Raw genomic sequence first — 17,174 nt, 5'->3', positions numbered from 1 at the left:
GGCGCGGATTTGCATCGCATGGCGAGAGGGATGGCTGAGCAAGGAAGCTCGATGACTGTCGATGGACAGGCCGGCGCCAAGACGCCGAAGACGGCGCGCGGCCGGCGCACGCTGCGCGCGCTGCTGGATGCGGCGGCGGAGGAATTCGGGGAGCGGGGCTTTCACGAGGCATCGATCAGCCGGATCACACAGCGGGCCGGCGTCGCGATCGGGAGTTTCTACACCTATTTCGACAGCAAGGAGGAGATATTCACCGCGCTGGTCCGCGATCTGAGCGGGCAGGTGCGCGATTTCGTGGCGCCCCGCCTCGCCGGCGTGCGCGGCGGGATCGAGATCGAGGCGGCGGGCCAGGCGGCATTTCTCGGCTTCGTTCGCCAGCACAAGGAGATCTACCGGATCATCGACGAGGCGGAATTTGTCGATCCGGCCAGCTATCGCGAACATTATGCGCGCACGGCGGAGCGCATCGCCCGCCGGCTGGAGGAAGCCTCCCAGCGTGGTGAGATCAGCCCCGGATCGGCCGAGGTGCGGGCCTGGGCTCTGATGGGGATCAACGTGTTTCTGGGCCTGCGCTTCGGCGTCTGGAACGATGATCTGGCGATCGAGGAGGTCGTGAAGACAAGCGGCGATCTGATCGCACACGGCCTTGCGCCACGGGAGCCTCGCCGATGAGCGGATATGTGGATCGCTTCTGGCAATCGTCCGATGGACTGCGCCTGCACGCACGGGATTATGCGGCCGCCCCCGGGCCGGCCCGGCTCCCCGTCTTCTGCCTGCACGGGCTGACCCGCAATGCGCGCGATTTCGGCATGCTCGCCCCGCATCTGGCGGGTCTGGGGCGGCGGGTGCTGGCGATCGACGTGCGCGGGCGCGGACTTTCGGATTGGGCGCGGCCGGAAACCTATCAGCTTCCTTTCTATGCGGAGGATGTGGCGCGGCTTGCGGAAGCGCTCGGCATCGGCGCTGCGATCTTCATCGGCACATCGATGGGCGGGCTCATCACGATGGAGCTGGCGGGGCGGTCCCCGGCCCTGATCCGGTCCGCGATCATCAACGATGTCGGGCCACGACTCTCCGATCGGGGCCTCGCGCGGATCGCCGGCTATGTCGGCAAGAGCGCGCCCGTCGCCACATGGGGCGAGGCGGCCGATCATCTGCGCGCGCTGAACGCGGATGCGCTGCCCCATTATGGCCCGGAGGACTGGCGCCTCATGGCCGAGCGCATGTATCGCGAGATCGGCGGCCGGCTGCTGGCGGATTATGATCCCGCGATCGCCTTGCCCTTCACTTCCAAGCCGCTGGTGACGGACCCGCAGCAGCGCTGGGCCGATCTTGCGGGGGCGAGACCGATCCTGCTGCTGCGGGGCGATCGATCCGATCTGCTCGATCCGGATGCGGCGGAGGAGATGGTGGCCGGCCGGCCCGATGCGACGCTCGCGAGTGTCGCCAATGTCGGCCACGCGCCGATGCTGGATGAGCCCGACGCGCTCGACGCGATCGGCTGTTTCCTCGATCGGCAGCCCTGAGCGGGCGCGACGAACGCGGCGTCCGGCGCGACGAAATCGCACCTGATCGATCGTCGCGAATTCTGTCTGGCTGGTCGAAGCGGAGAGGCGCGCGTGCGCCTTTCCGCGCAGTCAGCCTCCCATGTCGGAGCCCGCGCATTCCCTGCAAGATCGCCACCTGCGCTTCACCCGTGCGCTCGGCATGCTCCTGTTGCTGGGGCTGTGCGTCGGCGGCTCCGCGCTCCGCCCGACCCCGAACTTCACCGGCGCATCGCTCACTGCGGCCCGATCCGGCGGTGGCTGGGATTTCGCGCCCGTGCCCGGCGTGCGGGTGGGCGTGGATGCGGAGCGGCTGCCGGCAAGGGGTGCTGCGGCGCGCGAAATCTATCTGGGTGGCCGCGTCGGCGCGAAGCTCGGGCGTTCGACGCTCGTCTATGTGCGGGCGGGCTATGCGAGCCCGGTGCGTCGCGCCGCGCGGCGGCCCGATGGGCGAATCCGCGTCGCGCTGGGCCTCGAGCGGCTGGCGGCCGGGGGCAGATCGGTTCGGACCGAAGCCCGCTATGACAGTGACCGGACGATGCACGATCCGCAGTGGCGAAGGGATATCGTCACCTATGATCTGTGACGCGCTCCTTGCCCGGCTGGCCGCGTCCGTCGCGCGAACCGTCATGTTCGTCGCGCAGGCCGTGCGCCGGCCGCTGGCGCCTGCTGGATGGGCGAATGAATGTCTTTGGTGCCGTGATCGGCAGCCGATTTCCGGAAGAATCGAGCCCGATGTCCCTGCTGGCCGAGCGCCGGCGGGATATACGCTGGCGGGATGGCGCGGTGATTACGATCGCGCTCTGGTCCTTCACCCTGCTCATCTATCTGCCGATGATCATCGGCCGTTACGCGGGGATGGGGGTGACGAGCGTGCTGCTCGATTGCTCGACCATTCTCGTCTCGATGCTCTTCGGGATCTCGCTCTTCGCGCTTTTTCGGGCGACCTTGCCGCTCTCCGGCCAAACGCGCCTGATCGTGATGATCGTGGCGGTGCTGGTGATCGCGATCGTGCAGGCCGCGTTCGATCTGCTGTTCATGGCGGTCGTCGCGCACAATCTGGAGATGCGCTGGCTCTCGCTGCCGCAGGATCTGCGCCACAGTTACGGCGCGGCGCTCAACTATGCCTGCGTCTTCGCGGTGAACAGCGCGCTGTTTCAGCTGGCGGCGGGGCGGCGCAAGGCGGAGCGGCAGGAGCGGCAGCTGGCCGAATTCCGGGCCGAGGCGCAGCAGGCGGAAGTGGATTCGCTGCGGCTGAAGCTCAACCCCCATTTCCTGTTCAACACCCTCAATGCCATTTCAACCATGGTCGTGACCCGGCGCAACGCCGAGGCCGAACAGGGTCTGGAATTGTTAAGTAGCTTTTTGCGTGCCTCCATCAGCACCGATCCGGCAACGGCGCGGCCGCTGGAGGAGCAGTTTCAGTTGATTGACCATTATCTGAGCCTGGAGGAGATGCGCTTCGGCGAGCGGCTCGTCGTCGCGATCGATTATGCGGACGATGTCGCCGATCTCGCCGTGCCACCCCTGCTGATCCAGCCCCTCATCGAGGAAGCCATCCGCGACGGGGTGGAGCGATCGCTGTCGCCCGTCCGCATCAGCGTATCGGCGCATCGCCGGGATGGCGATCTGGAGCTGCGCGTTTCGGACGACGCGCCGCGCGTGATCCTCAACAATGCTTCGCGGGCGACGGCGAACGTGCGGACCCGGCTGGCCGGGCTTTATGGGCTCGCCGCAAGCGTGATATCCAGCGCCGAGGGGGGCGTGTTCGCCACCACCCTGCGCTTGCCGGCCGTGCCGGCCTGATCCGGCATGTCGGGGGGGGCGACGACGATGCGGGTGCTACTGGTCGACGATGAATCGCTCGCGCTCGATCGTCTCCGCGTCTTCTGCGACGACATTGGCGGGATCGAGGTGGTCGGTCAGGCGCAGAATGGCGACGAGGCGCTGGACCGGATCGAGGCGCTGCGCCCCGATCTCGTGATCCTCGATATACAGATGCCCGGCCGCAACGGCCTGCGCACCGCCGCCGACATCAGCATCGATCCACGCCCGGAGTTGGTCTTCGTCACCGCGCACGAACATTATGCGCCGGACGCCTTCGATCTGGAGGCGGCCGATTATATCCTGAAGCCGGTCCGCTTCGATCGTCTGCGCCTGGCCACGGATCGCGCCCGCCGCCGCCGCGACATGCGCGAGGCGGCGCAGCGCGCGGGATCGCTCGCGGCCGAGATCGAAACGCTGCGCACCGATGCCCGCACTGCCGGCGATCCGGAAATCTGGGTGCCGGAGCGCAACGGCCAGCGCCGTGTTCCGATCGAATCGATCGATTGGGTGGAAGCGGCGCGGGATTATGTGCTGCTCCACACCGAGCTGCGCAGCTTCATGCTGCGGATCACGATGGCGGCGCTGGAGGAGAAGCTGGCGGGAACGGCGCTGATCCGGGTCCACCGCTCCGCATTCGTGCGGCCCTCCAGGGTGGCCGAAATCCGGCGGGCGCAGCGCTCGACCATCCTTCTGTTGCAGGATGGCACGACCGTGCAGGTGGGGCCGAGCTATGTCGCGTCGGTGGAGGCCGCGCTCGGCATCTCCTGAGGGCGCGTCAGCCTCCCCGGCTCGATTCCCGCCCCGGCCTATTCAGACCAGCGCGAGGCCGATCGCCTCATGTAGCGCAACGGAGCTCAGTCCATCCGCCAGCAAGGCATCGGCCAGATCGTGGAGACGGCGATCGTCGCGGCGCATCATGCTGGCGAAGAGCCGCAGCTTTTCCAGACGGGGATCGGCGAGCGGCACCACGGCGCGCATCCCCCGACGCGTGCGCGCCAGGAAGGTGGCCACTCTTTCGGCCCATGACGGCGCGGCGATGCTGGCGTCCCAGCCGGGACGGAACGCATCGTCACGGCCAATTTCCACGGCCTGACGCTCCATCGCGCTCAGCCCCGGCGCCGCCGGAACGAGACGCAGGCGCGGCCGTGCCACGGGCGCATGATCGTCGTTCGCGAAGGCAAGGGCGGTGTGCATGATCGTCTCTCTCGGGCGGCCGCTATGGCCCGCCATCTGACGATCGGCCCCTGCACCGGCGCGCGATCGATCGCATCCTTGCCGCTACCAAGCCGCATGCTGGCGCGACGAAACTGCGCGGTGCGATCAATCCGCATGCCGGCGGAGTCGGATGCGGGCGGCGGTGCTCCCGCGCCGGGGTTCAGATCGCCGGATGCTGGGCGCTGAGCGGCAGGGTGATCGTCGCGCTGAAGCCGCGTTCGCACTGCGCGGGGATGATCGCCGCGGCCTCGCCATAATGGAGCTTCAGCCGCTGGGCGATATTGTCCACGCCGACGCCGAGGCCCGCCGGCCGACAAGCATCGCGATGGGGCATGGCATCATCCTCGACGCAGATGACGAGCGCCCCGCCCTCCGTCTTCGCGCTCACGCGCACGCGCACGGGCCGGGGCGATCGGGCCACGCCATATTTCACCGCATTTTCGGCCAGCGGCTGAAGGATATAATTAGGCACCTGCAGCCGGCCCACCGCAGGCGCGCAATCCAGTTCGACGATCATCCGGTTGCCGAAGCGGACCGCCTCGATATCGAGATAGGTTTCCACCGTCGCGAATTCGTCTTCCAGCGGCACCAGTTCGTTGGGATCGGACTTGAGCGATTGCCGCAGGAAATCGGCGAGGCGCTCGATCATCTCCTCCGCATCGTCGATCCGGCGGGTCACGATCAGGCTGGAGATCGAGTTGAGCGTGTTGAACACGAAATGCGGATTGAGCTGCAGGCGCAGCGCCACGGCCCGCGCATCGGCCTCCGCCCGGACGAGCACCAGCCGCTGCTCGGACGCGCGCTGCGCCTCGACCAGCAGCACCAGCAGCGCGGCGTTGGCGAGAGTGAGGTAGGTGTGGGAGAGGAAGCTGGATGCGAAGCGCGTGCGGATCAGCGAGAGATGCGCGGCGTCGATCGCGGGAACGATGCCCAGGATACGGTTCTCGATCAGGTTGATGAGCGCCTGGACGCAGGCGATCAGGAGCACGGCCGCCGCGATCACGGCGCCGCGCCGGATTAGGCCCCAGCCGGCCGTCTCGCGCGCAAGCGGATAGAGGCATTGCGCGGCGAGCGCGACGAACACCACCGCCACGAGATCGAGGGGAAGCTCGCGAACGAAGCCCGTTCGCCCGGCGATCAGCTCCGAGACGCAATAGCCGCCATAGACGAACACCAGCCAGATGGCGAAGGTGAGCAGCAGTGCTTGCCGGAATCTGGTCTTCTTCATCCGCCCCCTCGCCGGCGGCGGACCCTAGGGCGCGCCTTGGGCATCGGCAAGCGCGCCGCCCTTCTTCCTCGCCGCCCTTCTTCCTCGCCGTCTGCGCATTCGGAGCCGGCCGGTCATTCCACCTGCTTCGAGGTCGCCCCCGTTTATCTTCGGCTAGTGCCTTCGGGGGTGGCGGGCACGAGCGGGCGGCCCAGATCGCGCCATCCGTCTATGCCGTTCGCATACCAGGCGACGGCGCGATATCCGAGGCGGCGGAGCTTCCACGCCGCATTCCAGCTCATCCAGCAATCGGCCAGGCAGAAGGCCACGATCGGCCGGCGATGCGAACCCTTCGTCAGCCGGCTTATCCCGCCGGCGAACCAGCGATCGATCGCGGCATCGGCCGGCCCGCGCCCGGCTTCCGGAAACCAGTGGGCGCCGGGGATCGTCTCGTGCGGCTCGGCCAGCCGCCACTCGCCGGTGGCGGCATCCCGCACGGCCCCGCGTGCCGGGGTGAGATCGATGAACAGCGTGTGCCCGCCATCGTGCCGCTTCGCCGCCTCGCCGTCGTCGATTCTCTCCACGTCCGGCGGCGCTGCGGGAATCACGCCGCGATAGGCGGCGATGCGATAGCCGGTGGCGGCATCGAACAGGGCCGGATCACCGGGGGACGCAGACACAGGCGCTGGCGCGGCGACGGGCACGGTCAGGGCGAAGAGCAATGCCGCGATCATGATCTTCTCGTCTCCCTCCTCCCAAGGTGCCATTGTAGCGCGCGGATGCCATCGCCAAACCCCTTCCTTGGGAGAAGGATATGGCCGCGAAGGCTTTATGGCTGGCGATGCTGCTGGCGTCGGCGGCATCGGCCGCCCCGCCGGCCGATCCGTTGCAGTCGCCCAACTGGGCCGGGCTGGCGCAGACCTTTTTCGGGGACGATCCGGTCCGCTTCGATCCGCGTCTGCTCGTCCATTTCCCGTCGATCGCCGAAGACCAGCACGAATTTCCGGTGCAGGTGGATGCGCGCCCGCTGGGCCAGGTGAAACGCATCCTGATCTTCGCGGATCTCAATCCCATCCCGCTGGCGGTGGATTTCACGCCGGCCCGCGCCAGCCCGTTCATCGCCACCCGGATCAAGCTGGATCAGCGCACGCCCGTGCGCGCGGCGGCGCAACTGGCGGATGGAAGCTGGGTGGTGGCGGGTGGCTGGATCGATGCGGCGGGCGGCGGCTGTTCCGCACCGCCCGTCAGCCGCGTGAAGGGCGATTGGGCGCAGCATCTGGGCGAGGTGCGCGGGCGCGCGGTGGCAGGCGGGGGCGTCACCCGCGTCCAGCTCGCCTTCCGCCATCCGATGGATACGGGCTTTGTGGCCAACATACCCACCTATCATCTGGAAACAGTGAAGCTCACGGGATCGGGCGGGGTGGATTACGGGACGGTCGCGCTGGAGGCGTCGGTGGGCGAGGATCCGGCGCTGACCCTGCTGATCGATGCCGCGCCCGGCAGCGTGCTCGCGGTGGATGGCCGGGATACGGGCGGCGTCGAATATAAGGCGCATCTGCCGGTGGGCAGCGCTCCCGCCGCGATGGCCGCGCGGTGATCCGTCTCGGCCGTCGCGCGATGCTGGCCGGATTGGTGGCGATGCCCGTCGCCGCCGCTCCGCTCCGCTACGATATCGTGCCGCAGAAGGTGGGTGACGGCATCTGGATGATCCACGGCGCGGACGCCCCGATCGCGATGGAAAATGGCGGGGCGATCGCCAACATCACGATCCTCGCCACCGATGCGGGGCCGGTGCTGATCGATTGCGGCCCTTCGCTCCGCTATGGCGAGGCGCTGGCCGGGGCGGCGGCGCGGCTGGTCGGCAAACCGGTCGCGCGCGTGTATCTCACCCATCTGCATCCCGATCATGTCTATGGCACCGCCGCTTTCGATCCGGCGATCGTCGCGACCACACCGGCCGTGGCGCGCGTGCTCGCGCAGGACGAGAAGGGCTTTTCGGATGGCATGTATCGCCTGCTGGGAGACTGGATGCGCGGCACCGAGCCGAAGCTGCCCGGCATCACGCTGCCCGGCGAGAGCGATGTGGTCGGCGGCCGCACCCTCCGCCTCCTGCCGCTGGCCGGGCACAGCGCGGCGGATCTTGCGCTGATCGACGAGCGCACCGGCACTTTGATCGCGGGGGATCTCGTCTTCCACGATCGCGCGCCGAGCACGCCGCATGCGGATCTGCCGAAATGGCGCGCGGCGCTGGATCGGCTCAAGGCCGTGCCGCACAAGACGGTGATACCCGGCCACGGCCCCTTCGATCCCACGCCCGCCGCCGCGATCGATCAGACGCGCGACTGGATAGACTGGCTCGATCGCGCGCTGCGCGATGCAGTGGGGCAGGGGCTGGATATGGTCGCCGCCGGGCGGATGGAGATACCGGCCCGCTTCGCCGGCATGGCGGCCGCGCGCTATGAACTGGAGCGCTCGGTGAGCCATCTCTACCCGGCGCTGGAAGCCGAATTGCTGCCGCGCGTGGATGCGAAGGGATAGCGATCCATCTCCATCGTGCTCCGCCTTCGCCGGGGCACGATGGAGAGAGCGGGAATGGCGGCCGGCGTCAGGCCGCGCGGTTGGCGATCAGATCCTGCACCACGCTGGGATCGGCGAGCGTGGAAATGTCGCCCAGCGCGCCGACTTCGCCTTCCGCGATCTTGCGCAGGATGCGGCGCATGATCTTGCCCGAACGCGTCTTCGGCAGCCCGGGCGCGAACTGGATCGCATCGGGCGTGGCGATCGGGCCGATCTCGCGACGCACCCAATCGCGCAGCGTGCGCCGCAGATCCTCCGAAGGCTCCTCGCCCGCATTCAGCGTGACATAGGCATAGATGCCCTGGCCCTTGAGATCATGCGGCATGCCGACGACCGCCGCCTCCGCTACCTGATGGTGGAGCACCAGCGCGCTTTCCACCTCGGCGGTGCCCATGCGATGGCCGGAGACGTTGATGACATCGTCCACCCGGCCCGTGATCCACCAGTAACCATCTTCATCGCGCCGCGCGCCGTCACCCGTGAAATAGGCGCCCGGATAGGTGGAGAAATAGGCCTGGAAGAAGCGCTCATGATCGTTCCACACGGTGCGCATCTGGCCCGGCCAGGATCGGGTGATGACGAGATTGCCCTCGGCGGCGCCCTCCAGCGTCTTGCCCTCGGCATCCACCAGTCGGGGCTCCACGCCGAACAGCGGATGTGTGGCGGAGCCGGGCTTCAGCGCGGTCGCGCCAGGCAGCGGGGCGATCATCCCGCCGCCCGTTTCCGTCTGCCACCACATGTCGATGATCGGGCAGCGCGCCTCGCCCACCACATCATGATACCAGCGCCACGCCTCGGGATTGATCGGCTCGCCCACTGAGCCCAGCAGGCGGAGCGAGGAGCGATCCGTGCGCGTCACATGATCGTCGCCCTCGCGCATCAGCGAGCGCAGCACGGTCGGCGCGGTGAAGAGGATCTCCACCTTGTGGCGATCCACCACATCCCACATGCGCGAAGGGCTCGGCCAGTTGGGCACGCCTTCGTAGAGCAGGGTCGTCGCGCCGTTCGCGAGCGCGCCATAGACGATATAGGTGTGGCCGGTGATCCAGCCGACATCGGCCGCGCACCAGAAGATCTGGCCCGGGCGATAATCGAAGCAGGCTTCATGCGTCAGCGCCGCCCACAGCAGATAGCCGCCGGAGGAATGGACGACGCCCTTGGGCTTCCCGGTCGATCCGGAGGTGTAGAGAATGAAGAGGGGTGCCTCCGAATTCATCGGCTCCGGCGGGCAATCGGCGGATACGCGCGCGATCGCCTCGTGATACCAATGATCGCGCCCCGCCTGCATGGTGACGGGCGCGCCCGTGGCCTGCACCACCATCACGGCTTGAATGCCCGGGCAGTCCTTCACCGCCGCATCCACATTGGCCTTCAGCGGCACGCTCTTCCCGCCGCGCCGGCCGGCATCGGCGGTGATTACGATCTGCGCGTCGCAATCCTGGATGCGGCCCGCCAGCGCATCGGGCGAGAAGCCGCCGAACACCACCGAGTGGATCGCGCCGATCCGGGCGCAGGCGAGCATCGCCGCCGCCGCTTCCGGGATCATCGGCAGATAGATGGCGATGCGTGATCCCCTGTGCGCGCCCAGCGCCTTCAGCGCATTGGCGACGCGGCAGACCTCCTCATGAAGCGCGGCATAGGTGATGGCACGGGGCTGATCCGCGGGATTATCGGGTTCCCACAGGATGGCTGTCTGGTCGCCGCGCTCGGCAAGATGGCGATCGAGGCAATTGGCGGCGACGTTCAGCGTGCCGTCCGCGAACCATTTGATGCCGAAGTCGGCCTCGGTGAAATTGCTCTCGTCCATGCGCGTGGGCGTCTCGATCCAGTCGAGGCGGGAAATCTGCCCGCGCCAGAAATCGTCCGAATCGGAGAGCGAGCGCGCATAATCCGTCGCGTAGCGGTCCGCGTCATAAAGGGAATCGGTCTGGAAGGTGGCCGGGATGGCGATCAGGTCTTCGGCCACGCGGGTGAGCTCCTTGGGAATGGGCGGCCGGCGGCGCATGGTGCGCCGCCGGCCGCGATGGGGATCAGAAGAACAGGATCGCGCCGGTCGCCAGCGCGTCCGAATTGGCGGAATTGGGGCCGTGCGCGGTCGATTTGGTGTGGACATATTCGCTGATGAGCGTGACCCACGGCGTCAGGCCATACCGGACCTGGCCCACCCAGCTGCTATTGTCGTCCAGCAGCAGCGGGTTCACCTCGCCCTTGGCCAGGCTCAGATGGCTCACGCCATAGCTGCCCGCGACCGTGAACTTGTCGATCGTGTAGGCGGCCTGGGCATACCAGCCATTGCTCTTGCGCTTGCGCCCGGCGGCATCGGTGGAAAGGATGAACAGGCCGGTCGTGCCCACGCCCTTGCCGTCATAATAATAACCGAGCAGCGAGAAGCCGGCATAACCGAGCTTGGCGCCGACATCGAAGGCGCTGCCGGTATAGCTGGGGGAGCCCGCCAGCCCGTCATGCTTCTGCGTGATGCCGCCCGCCCAGAGATGGCCGGTGAACTTGTCCGACGTGAAGTCGTAGGTCACCTTGCCCTGGAAGCCGGGATTCTTGTTCACCTCGCTGTTGCCGATCGTGACCAGCGGCTGGAACACGCCGACCGACGCCTGGAAGCCGCCGATCTTGGGTGTGGTATAGGTGATCTGCGGCTGGAAATCGGTGTAGATATAGCCGAGACCGATCCGGCCCAGCGATGTGTTGGAGGGCGCGGCATTGCCGCCCGTGCCGCCCACGGAGAGCAGGGTGATGTCGTTGAGGATCGCTTCGGACGCGAACAGGCCGATATCGCGGCCGATCTTGAATTCGCCGATATTGGGCTTGCCGAAGGTGAGGTAGGTCTGGCGGAAATCGATGCCGGCCGTTGCCAGCGCCACCGGATTGCCGGCCGAATTGGCGCCACCCACGCCGTTCACCGAATTGATGCCGGGATAGAAGCCGAAATGCGCGCCGACATCCCAGCCCGCCTGCTGGGTCGTCACGTTGATCTTGAAGAAGCCGGGCAGCAGGCCGTTGCGCACGGAGCTGCTCTTCGGGCCGAGCGTGGCGACGCCGCCGGTGACCTGGCGGTTCGCCGCCGTCGATCCGCCGCTGTCATGCACGTAGAAACCGTTGATGGAGCCCGAGAAGCCGATGTTCACATCGCCCACGCGCATGCCGATGCCGCTGTCCATCGCGCGCACAAGCTTCTTGTCGTCCAGCGCGGCGGCGGCGGCGGCCGGCGCGGCCTGCCCCTGGCTGTCGGCGGAAACGGTGGTGGCGGGGGCGGTCGCCTTTCGGGCCAGCAGCGCCTGATATTCGTCGTCGCTCAAGATGCCTTTCTCCTTGAGCTTCAGCAGCAGGGCGTCGGTCGCATCCTGGGCCATTGCCGGGCTCGCCACCCCGATCAGACAAGCAAGCGCTACAGCGGCATGAAGCCGCCCCTTTCGGGTCGTCATCCCCTCTCTCCCTGTTAACCCGGCCTTCTCGATGGCCGATGGGGAGAGACTGGCGCGAGCGGGGGCATGTGCGAAATTGCACTTTGGATCATTGGACCTTGGGCCATAAGACCTTGGGCCAATGCGGCCGAATAGTTCGATGTTCGAAGGGAGATATTCCCCTTCGCGCGCGGGCTTCTGTCGACTGGGCGGGGCGCCCGGCCAGCAGTGCCGTGCTGCTGCCCGCGGACGGCCCTAGGGCGCTACCGCCACGCCCCAGGGCGCCTTGCCGGCGGGGATGGTGGCGATCACCTTGCGCGTCGCGATATCGACAACCGACACGTCATTGGTCAGGCCGTTGGCGGCGAAGACGCGCGCCCCGTCCGGCTCCATCCCCATATGCCACACGCGTTGGCCGACCGTCACATAACCCGTCACCGCGTGGCTCGCCGTATCGACGAAAGCCAAGGCGTTGCCCCGGCCCAGCGCCACGATCGCCGTCTTGCCGTCCGGCGTGAAGACGATGCCGACGGGCATCACCTTGTCCGCCGGAACGCCAGGTGGCTTGAAGGCGATCGTCGCGGTGACGGCACGGCTCCCGGCGTCGATCACGCTCACGGTGCCGCCAATCTCGGAGGAGACCCACACCTGCGCGCCATCGCGCGTGAATTCCGCATGGCGCGGGCGCAGGCCCACCTCCGTCTGGGCGACGTCGGCCTTGGTGGCGAGATCGATCCAGTGGACCTGGCTGTCCGTCTCGCTGGTGGAGAGCACATATTTGCCATCGGGCGAGGCGGCCATGCCCTCCGGCTCCACACCGACCGGGATCTGGAAGGCGACGCTCTTCTTCGCGATGTCGATGGCGGTGACGGCCGCGTCCCGTTCGTTGGCGGCGTAGAGCGTGGTGCCGTCGGGCGAGAGGGTGAATTGCTCCGGATCCTCGCCCGAAGGCAGATTGCCGAGCAGCTTGCCGGTCGCGCGATCGATCACCTGCACCGCATTTTCATCGCTGGCGCAGACATAGAGCTTGGTGCCGTCCCGCGAGAGCAGGATGCCGCGCGGGCGCTTGCCCACCTCCCACGTCGCGATCGCCTTGAGCGTCGCTGTGTCGATCACCGTGATCGTGTTGCCGCGTTCGTTGGAGACATAGGCTGTCGCCGCCGGCAACGCGGTCGGCAAGGCGAGGGCCAGGGCGAGGAGAGGCGTGCGCATCATCATGGTCTAGGCGTGGTCTATCCTTCCTGCCTCTTGGCCGAAAGTCCCATGGGGCGCGCATCCCGGCCATCCTACTGTCGGAATGAAGCGGCGCATGGCCGCATATATTCTGGAGGATGGCATGAAGGCTCGGCTCGGCACGGTTGCGATGGGCCTTGCGGCGCTGGCGGTAGGCGTCTCGATCTCGGGACGGGTGGTTGCGCACGGCAATGTCACGCCGCAGGCGGTGGATACCAGCGCGCTGCCGGATATCGGCACCGAATGGCTCAAGCATAATCCCTATCGGGGCAATGCCACCGCCATCAAGATCGGCGAGGGCGCCTATGGCCAGAATTGCGCGCGCTGCCACGGCCTGGAAGCGATTTCGGGCGGGATCGCGCCCGACCTGCGCTATCTGGAGCTGGGCGACAGCGGCGATGAATGGTTCATCGAGCGCTTCCAGCATGGTTCGGCCCGGGACGGGAAGGTCTATATGCCGCCGATGGGCGAAGTGCTCGGCCAGAAGGCGGGCTGGGCGATTCGCGCCTGGCTCGAAACCAAGCACACCGACAGCTGATGCCTACATTGCTTTCGCGGCGGCGCGTGCTGGCCCTGGCGGGCGGCGCGACCGTCGCGGCGGCGCTGCCGGCGATCGCCGCGCCGCTGGATCGGGTCATCAAGAATGGCTTCCTCTCGATCGCGGTCTATCGTGATTTCGAGCCGTGGTCGTGGCGCGATGGCGATGCGCTCAAGGGCATCGATATCGAGGTGGGCGAGCTGCTCGCCTCGGCGCTGGCCCTCCGCGCTTCCTTCACCGAACTGATTCCGGGCGACGATGTCGCGGCGGATCTGCGCAATGCCGTGTGGCGCGGATCGGTGGTGGGGCAGGCGCCCGCCGACGTGATGATGCATGTGCCGATCGATCGGCAGCTGGCGCTCGCCAATGATCGCGCGGTGCTGATCGCGCCTTATTATCGCGAGAGCTTCACCATGGCCTGCAACCGGGAGAAGCAGCCCGATTGCGAGATCGCGCCAACCGCGCTGAAGGGCAGTCCCCTGGCGGCGGAGATCGATACGATCCCCGATTTCTATCTTTCCAGCGTGGGCGGCGGCGCCCTGCGCGCCAATGTGAAGCATTTCCCGAACGGCCCGCTCGCGGTGGGCGCGGCGGCGAAGGGCGACGCGGATGCCGTCGTGGCGACGCGCGCGCAGATCGAGCATGCGCTGCTGACGGATCGCGAGCGGCTCGTGCAGCGCAAGGGGCCGCTGCCGATGATGCTCTCGCCCGGCTGGAATGTGGGGCTCGCGGTGAAGGATGATAGCCGCGATCTGGGCGACAAGCTGGAATCGATCGTGGCGGCGTTGATCGCCAACGGCAAGATTCCGGCGATCTTCGAGCGTTATGGCGTGGTCTATCGCCCCGCAGCCGAGAGCTGATCCACGCTATTTGCGGCCACGATGCGATTTCATAGGCGCGGCCCGCGTTGAAGATCCGCTTTCCCTTCTCCGTGCATCGGAAAAGGAAGGGTGGCGCTTCGGCGACTCCGGCGCGTCAGGGAATCGTGCGGGCGCCGGCCGCGCCCGAAATCTGAAAAGGTCTTCAGACTAGACCCAAGGTCCAATTGTTCCGCCCCGCGCCGGTTTTAGCATTCTCCCATCCCGCTGCGTGCGTCTGTCACGCCGACAACAGAGGAGAGGGGACCGATGAAGCGCTTTCCAACTATCGCGGCGCTGGGGGCGCTCGCGACCGTATTGACCTCGTCCGTGATCGCCCAGGCGCCTGCCGGGCCGACCGATGCGGATCTGATGGCGTCCGCCACCAACACCAGCGCCGTGCTCACCTATGGCATGGGCCCGAAGGCGCAGCGCTTCAGCCCGATCGAGCAGATCAACACCTCCAACGTAACGAAGCTCGTCCCGGCCTTCTCCTCCTCGCTCGGCGGCGAGAAGCAGCGCGGGCAGGAAGCGCAGCCGATCGTCTATGATGGCACGATCTACGTCACCGGCTCCTACAGCCGCCTCTTCGCCTTCGATGCGAAGACGGGCGAGGAGAAGTGGGAATATAATGCCCGCCTTCCGGACGGCATCATGCCCTGCTGCGACGTCGTCAATCGCGGCGCCGCCATCTATGGCGACAAGATCATCTTCGCCACGCTGGATGCGCACATGGTCGCGCTCAACCGCAACACCGGCAAGGTGATCTGGAACAAGACACTCCAGGATTATGCCGCCGGCTATTCGAACACCGCCGCGCCCATGATCGTGAAGGGCAAGGTGATCTACGGCAATTCGGGCGGCGAATTCGGCATCATCGGCAAGGTGGAGGCGCGCGACGTCAACACCGGCGAGCTCATCTGGTCGCGCCCGACGATCGAAGGCAATATGGGCCAGCTGAACGGCAAGGATTCGACGATCACCGGCAAGACCAATGCCAGCTGGCCGGGCGATCAGTACAAGACCGGCGGCGGCGCCCCGTGGCTGGGCGGCACCTACGATCCCGATACCAACCTGGTCTTCTTCGGAACCGGCAACCCCGCGCCGTGGAACAGCCACCTGCGCCCCGGCGACAATCTCTATACCTCGTCGACCCTCGCGATCGATGCCGATACGGGCGAGATCAAGTGGCACTATCAATATACGCCGCATGACGGCTGGGATTTTGATGGCGTCAACGAATTCATTCCCTTCGATGCCAAGGTCGGCGGGAAGACGATGAAGCTCGGCGCGCAGGCGAACCGGAACGGTTTCTTCTTCGTTCTGGATCGTACCAATGGCAAGTTCGTGCAGGCGACGCCGTTCGTGAACAAGATCACCTGGGCCTCAGGATACACGAAGGCCGGCCGCCCGATCTTCATCGATGCCAATCGTCCGGGCGCGCCGACCACGGACAAGGGGTCGACCGTCTTCTCCGCGCCCGCCTTCCTCGGCGCGAAGAACTGGATGCCGATGGCCTATTCGCAGCAGACGGGCTATTTCTACGTGCCCGCCAACGAATGGGGCATGGATATCTGGAACGAGCCGATCACCTACAAGAAAGGTGCGGCCTATCTGGGCGCTGGCTTCACGATCAAGCCGCTGAACGAGGATTATATCGGCGCGCTGCGCGCGATCGATCCGGCCACCGGCAAGATCATGTGGGAATATAAGAACAAGGCCCCGCTCTGGGGTGGTGTGCTCACCACCGCCGGCGGCCTCGTCTTCACCGGTACGCCGGAAGGCTATCTGAAGGCGTTCGACGCGAAGACCGGCAAGGAATTGTGGAAGTTCAACACCGGCTCCGGCGTGGTCGGCTCGCCCGTCACCTGGGAACAGGATGGCGAGCAATATATCGCCGTGATGTCGGGCTGGGGCGGTGCCGTGCCGCTGTGGGGCGGCGAAGTGGCGAAGGCCGTGCAGCACATCAACCAGGGTGGCTCGCTGTGGGTCTTCAAGCTGCCCAAATCATGATGACGGGCGCTGTCCTCGCGCCGACCATCTCCCGGCCTCGCGAAGCGGGGCCGGGACTGGTAGAAGAGGCTATGGGGGAGACCAGATCAGTGGAGCGCGTGCTCATCGCGGATGACCATCCGATGGTAAGGGATGGGCTGCGAACGGTGATATCGGTCGCCTTCGACGCTTGCGAGACGTTCGAGGCGGCGAGCCTGGATGAAACGATCGCGGTGATCGAGCGCGAGGGCGATTTCGATCTCGTCATGCTCGATGTGAACATGCCGGGCGCGCGCGGCGTGAGCGGGCTGGTCACGCTGCGGCGGCGCTTTCCGGCGCTGCCCGTGGTGATGGTATCGGCCGAATGCGAGCGGGAGATCGTCTCCGCGGCGCTCAGCGCGGGGGCGGCCGGTTTCATTCCCAAATCGCTGAAGCGCGGCGCGATCGTCGAGGCGCTGAAATCGGTCCTCGCCGGCGAAATCTATGTGCCCGCCGATTTCGGCGACGATGGCGAGGGGCAGGTTGAGCGTCGCGATATCGCTCGCCGGATCGAACATCTGACTCCGCAACAGCGCGTGGTGCTGGGGCTGCTGGTGGAAGGCAAGCTCAACAAGCAGATCGCCTATGAACTGGATGTCTCGATGACGACGGTGAAGGCGCATGTCTCGGCCATCCTGTCCAAGCTCAACGTCTTCAGCCGCACGCAGGCTGTGATTCTCGTCAACAAGGTGGGTTTCGATCGGGATTCGGCTGGCGGCCATTGAATGC

General features: G+C 66.8%; 17 protein-coding genes. 11 read left to right on the top strand and 6 right to left on the bottom strand.

Annotation, left to right across the window (positions count from 1 at the left end):
• Positions 1-51: 51 nt before the first annotated feature.
• The 5 genes from DI605_RS09280 (at position 52) to DI605_RS09260 (ending at position 4,139) form a co-directional block, all read left to right on the top strand.
• Positions 52-672, top strand: coding sequence for a TetR/AcrR family transcriptional regulator (locus DI605_RS09280; protein WP_293972335.1), 621 nt, complete (start codon positions 52-54; stop codon positions 670-672).
• Positions 669-1,526, top strand: a complete 858-nt coding sequence (locus DI605_RS09275; protein ID WP_293972333.1) for an alpha/beta fold hydrolase — start codon at positions 669-671, stop codon at positions 1,524-1,526. Before DI605_RS09280 ends, DI605_RS09275 begins: the two co-directional genes overlap by 4 nt.
• A gap of 121 nt (positions 1,527-1,647) precedes the next feature.
• Entirely contained in the window at positions 1,648-2,130 is a 483-nt protein-coding gene (locus tag DI605_RS09270) for a hypothetical protein (protein WP_293972330.1), read from the top strand.
• A gap of 95 nt (positions 2,131-2,225) precedes the next feature.
• On the top strand, positions 2,226-3,350 hold the full coding sequence (locus tag DI605_RS09265) for a sensor histidine kinase (RefSeq protein WP_293972327.1): 1,125 nt from the start codon (positions 2,226-2,228) through the stop codon (positions 3,348-3,350).
• Positions 3,351-3,377: 27 nt separating this feature from the next.
• Complete coding sequence (locus tag DI605_RS09260; RefSeq protein ID WP_293972325.1) at positions 3,378-4,139, top strand: LytTR family DNA-binding domain-containing protein; 762 nt, start codon at positions 3,378-3,380, stop codon at positions 4,137-4,139.
• Positions 4,140-4,181: 42 nt separating this feature from the next.
• Here the strand turns inward: DI605_RS09260 and DI605_RS09255 are convergent, their stop codons facing one another.
• The 3 genes from DI605_RS09255 to DI605_RS09245 form a co-directional block, all read right to left on the bottom strand.
• Positions 4,182-4,565, bottom strand: a complete 384-nt coding sequence (locus tag DI605_RS09255; protein WP_293972323.1) for a hypothetical protein — start codon at positions 4,563-4,565, stop codon at positions 4,182-4,184.
• A 181-nt stretch (positions 4,566-4,746) separates the two neighbouring features.
• A complete protein-coding gene (locus DI605_RS09250) occupies positions 4,747-5,814 on the bottom strand; it encodes a sensor histidine kinase (protein WP_293972321.1) in 1,068 nt (355 codons plus the stop codon).
• 143 nt (positions 5,815-5,957) lie between these two features.
• Entirely contained in the window at positions 5,958-6,527 is a 570-nt protein-coding gene (locus DI605_RS09245; RefSeq protein ID WP_293972319.1) for a rhodanese-like domain-containing protein, read from the bottom strand.
• A gap of 80 nt (positions 6,528-6,607) precedes the next feature.
• Between DI605_RS09245 and DI605_RS09240 the strand changes: the two genes are divergently transcribed.
• The gene (locus tag DI605_RS09240; RefSeq protein WP_293972317.1) at positions 6,608-7,390 is read left to right on the top strand and encodes a quinoprotein dehydrogenase-associated SoxYZ-like carrier; all 783 of its coding nucleotides are present in this window, start codon (positions 6,608-6,610) and stop codon (positions 7,388-7,390) included.
• Positions 7,390-8,331 carry a quinoprotein relay system zinc metallohydrolase 1 gene (locus tag DI605_RS09235; protein ID WP_293972599.1) on the top strand — a complete coding sequence of 314 codons (942 nt, stop codon included), beginning with the start codon at positions 7,390-7,392 and terminating at the stop codon, positions 8,329-8,331. Before DI605_RS09240 ends, DI605_RS09235 begins: the two co-directional genes overlap by 1 nt.
• Before the next feature lie 67 nt (positions 8,332-8,398).
• On the opposite strand, the gene acs is transcribed toward DI605_RS09235, so the two are convergent.
• From acs to DI605_RS09220, 3 genes are all read right to left on the bottom strand, one after another.
• Positions 8,399-10,375, bottom strand: a complete 1,977-nt coding sequence (acs, locus tag DI605_RS09230) for an acetate--CoA ligase (RefSeq protein WP_293972314.1) — start codon at positions 10,373-10,375, stop codon at positions 8,399-8,401.
• A 25-nt stretch (positions 10,376-10,400) separates the two neighbouring features.
• On the bottom strand, positions 10,401-11,807 hold the full coding sequence (locus DI605_RS09225) for a porin (RefSeq protein WP_293972312.1): 1,407 nt from the start codon (positions 11,805-11,807) through the stop codon (positions 10,401-10,403).
• A gap of 234 nt (positions 11,808-12,041) precedes the next feature.
• Positions 12,042-13,001 (bottom strand): PQQ-dependent catabolism-associated beta-propeller protein, encoded by a 960-nt coding sequence (locus tag DI605_RS09220; RefSeq protein ID WP_293972597.1) that lies wholly within the window; start codon positions 12,999-13,001, stop codon positions 12,042-12,044.
• A gap of 121 nt (positions 13,002-13,122) precedes the next feature.
• Here DI605_RS09220 and pedF point away from each other — a divergent pair, with 121 nt between their 5' ends.
• The 4 genes from pedF to DI605_RS09200 all read left to right on the top strand — a co-directional run bounded on the left by pedF (position 13,123) and on the right by DI605_RS09200 (position 17,170).
• Positions 13,123-13,557 carry a cytochrome c-550 PedF gene (gene pedF, locus DI605_RS09215; RefSeq protein ID WP_293972594.1) on the top strand — a complete coding sequence of 145 codons (435 nt, stop codon included), beginning with the start codon at positions 13,123-13,125 and terminating at the stop codon, positions 13,555-13,557.
• Positions 13,557-14,417, top strand: coding sequence for a transporter substrate-binding domain-containing protein (locus tag DI605_RS09210; protein ID WP_293972310.1), 861 nt, complete (start codon positions 13,557-13,559; stop codon positions 14,415-14,417). Before pedF ends, DI605_RS09210 begins: the two co-directional genes overlap by 1 nt.
• Before the next feature lie 267 nt (positions 14,418-14,684).
• A complete protein-coding gene (locus DI605_RS09205) occupies positions 14,685-16,427 on the top strand; it encodes a methanol/ethanol family PQQ-dependent dehydrogenase (RefSeq protein ID WP_293972308.1) in 1,743 nt (580 codons plus the stop codon).
• Positions 16,428-16,498: 71 nt separating this feature from the next.
• On the top strand, positions 16,499-17,170 hold the full coding sequence (locus tag DI605_RS09200) for a response regulator transcription factor (protein ID WP_293972306.1): 672 nt from the start codon (positions 16,499-16,501) through the stop codon (positions 17,168-17,170).
• Positions 17,171-17,174: the final 4 nt, after the last annotated feature.

The sequence above is a fragment of the Sphingomonas sp. genome (genome assembly GCF_003248515.1).
GTDB lineage: Bacteria > Pseudomonadota > Alphaproteobacteria > Sphingomonadales > Sphingomonadaceae > Sphingomonas_I.
This window is presented reverse-complemented; position numbering and strand designations above follow the sequence as displayed.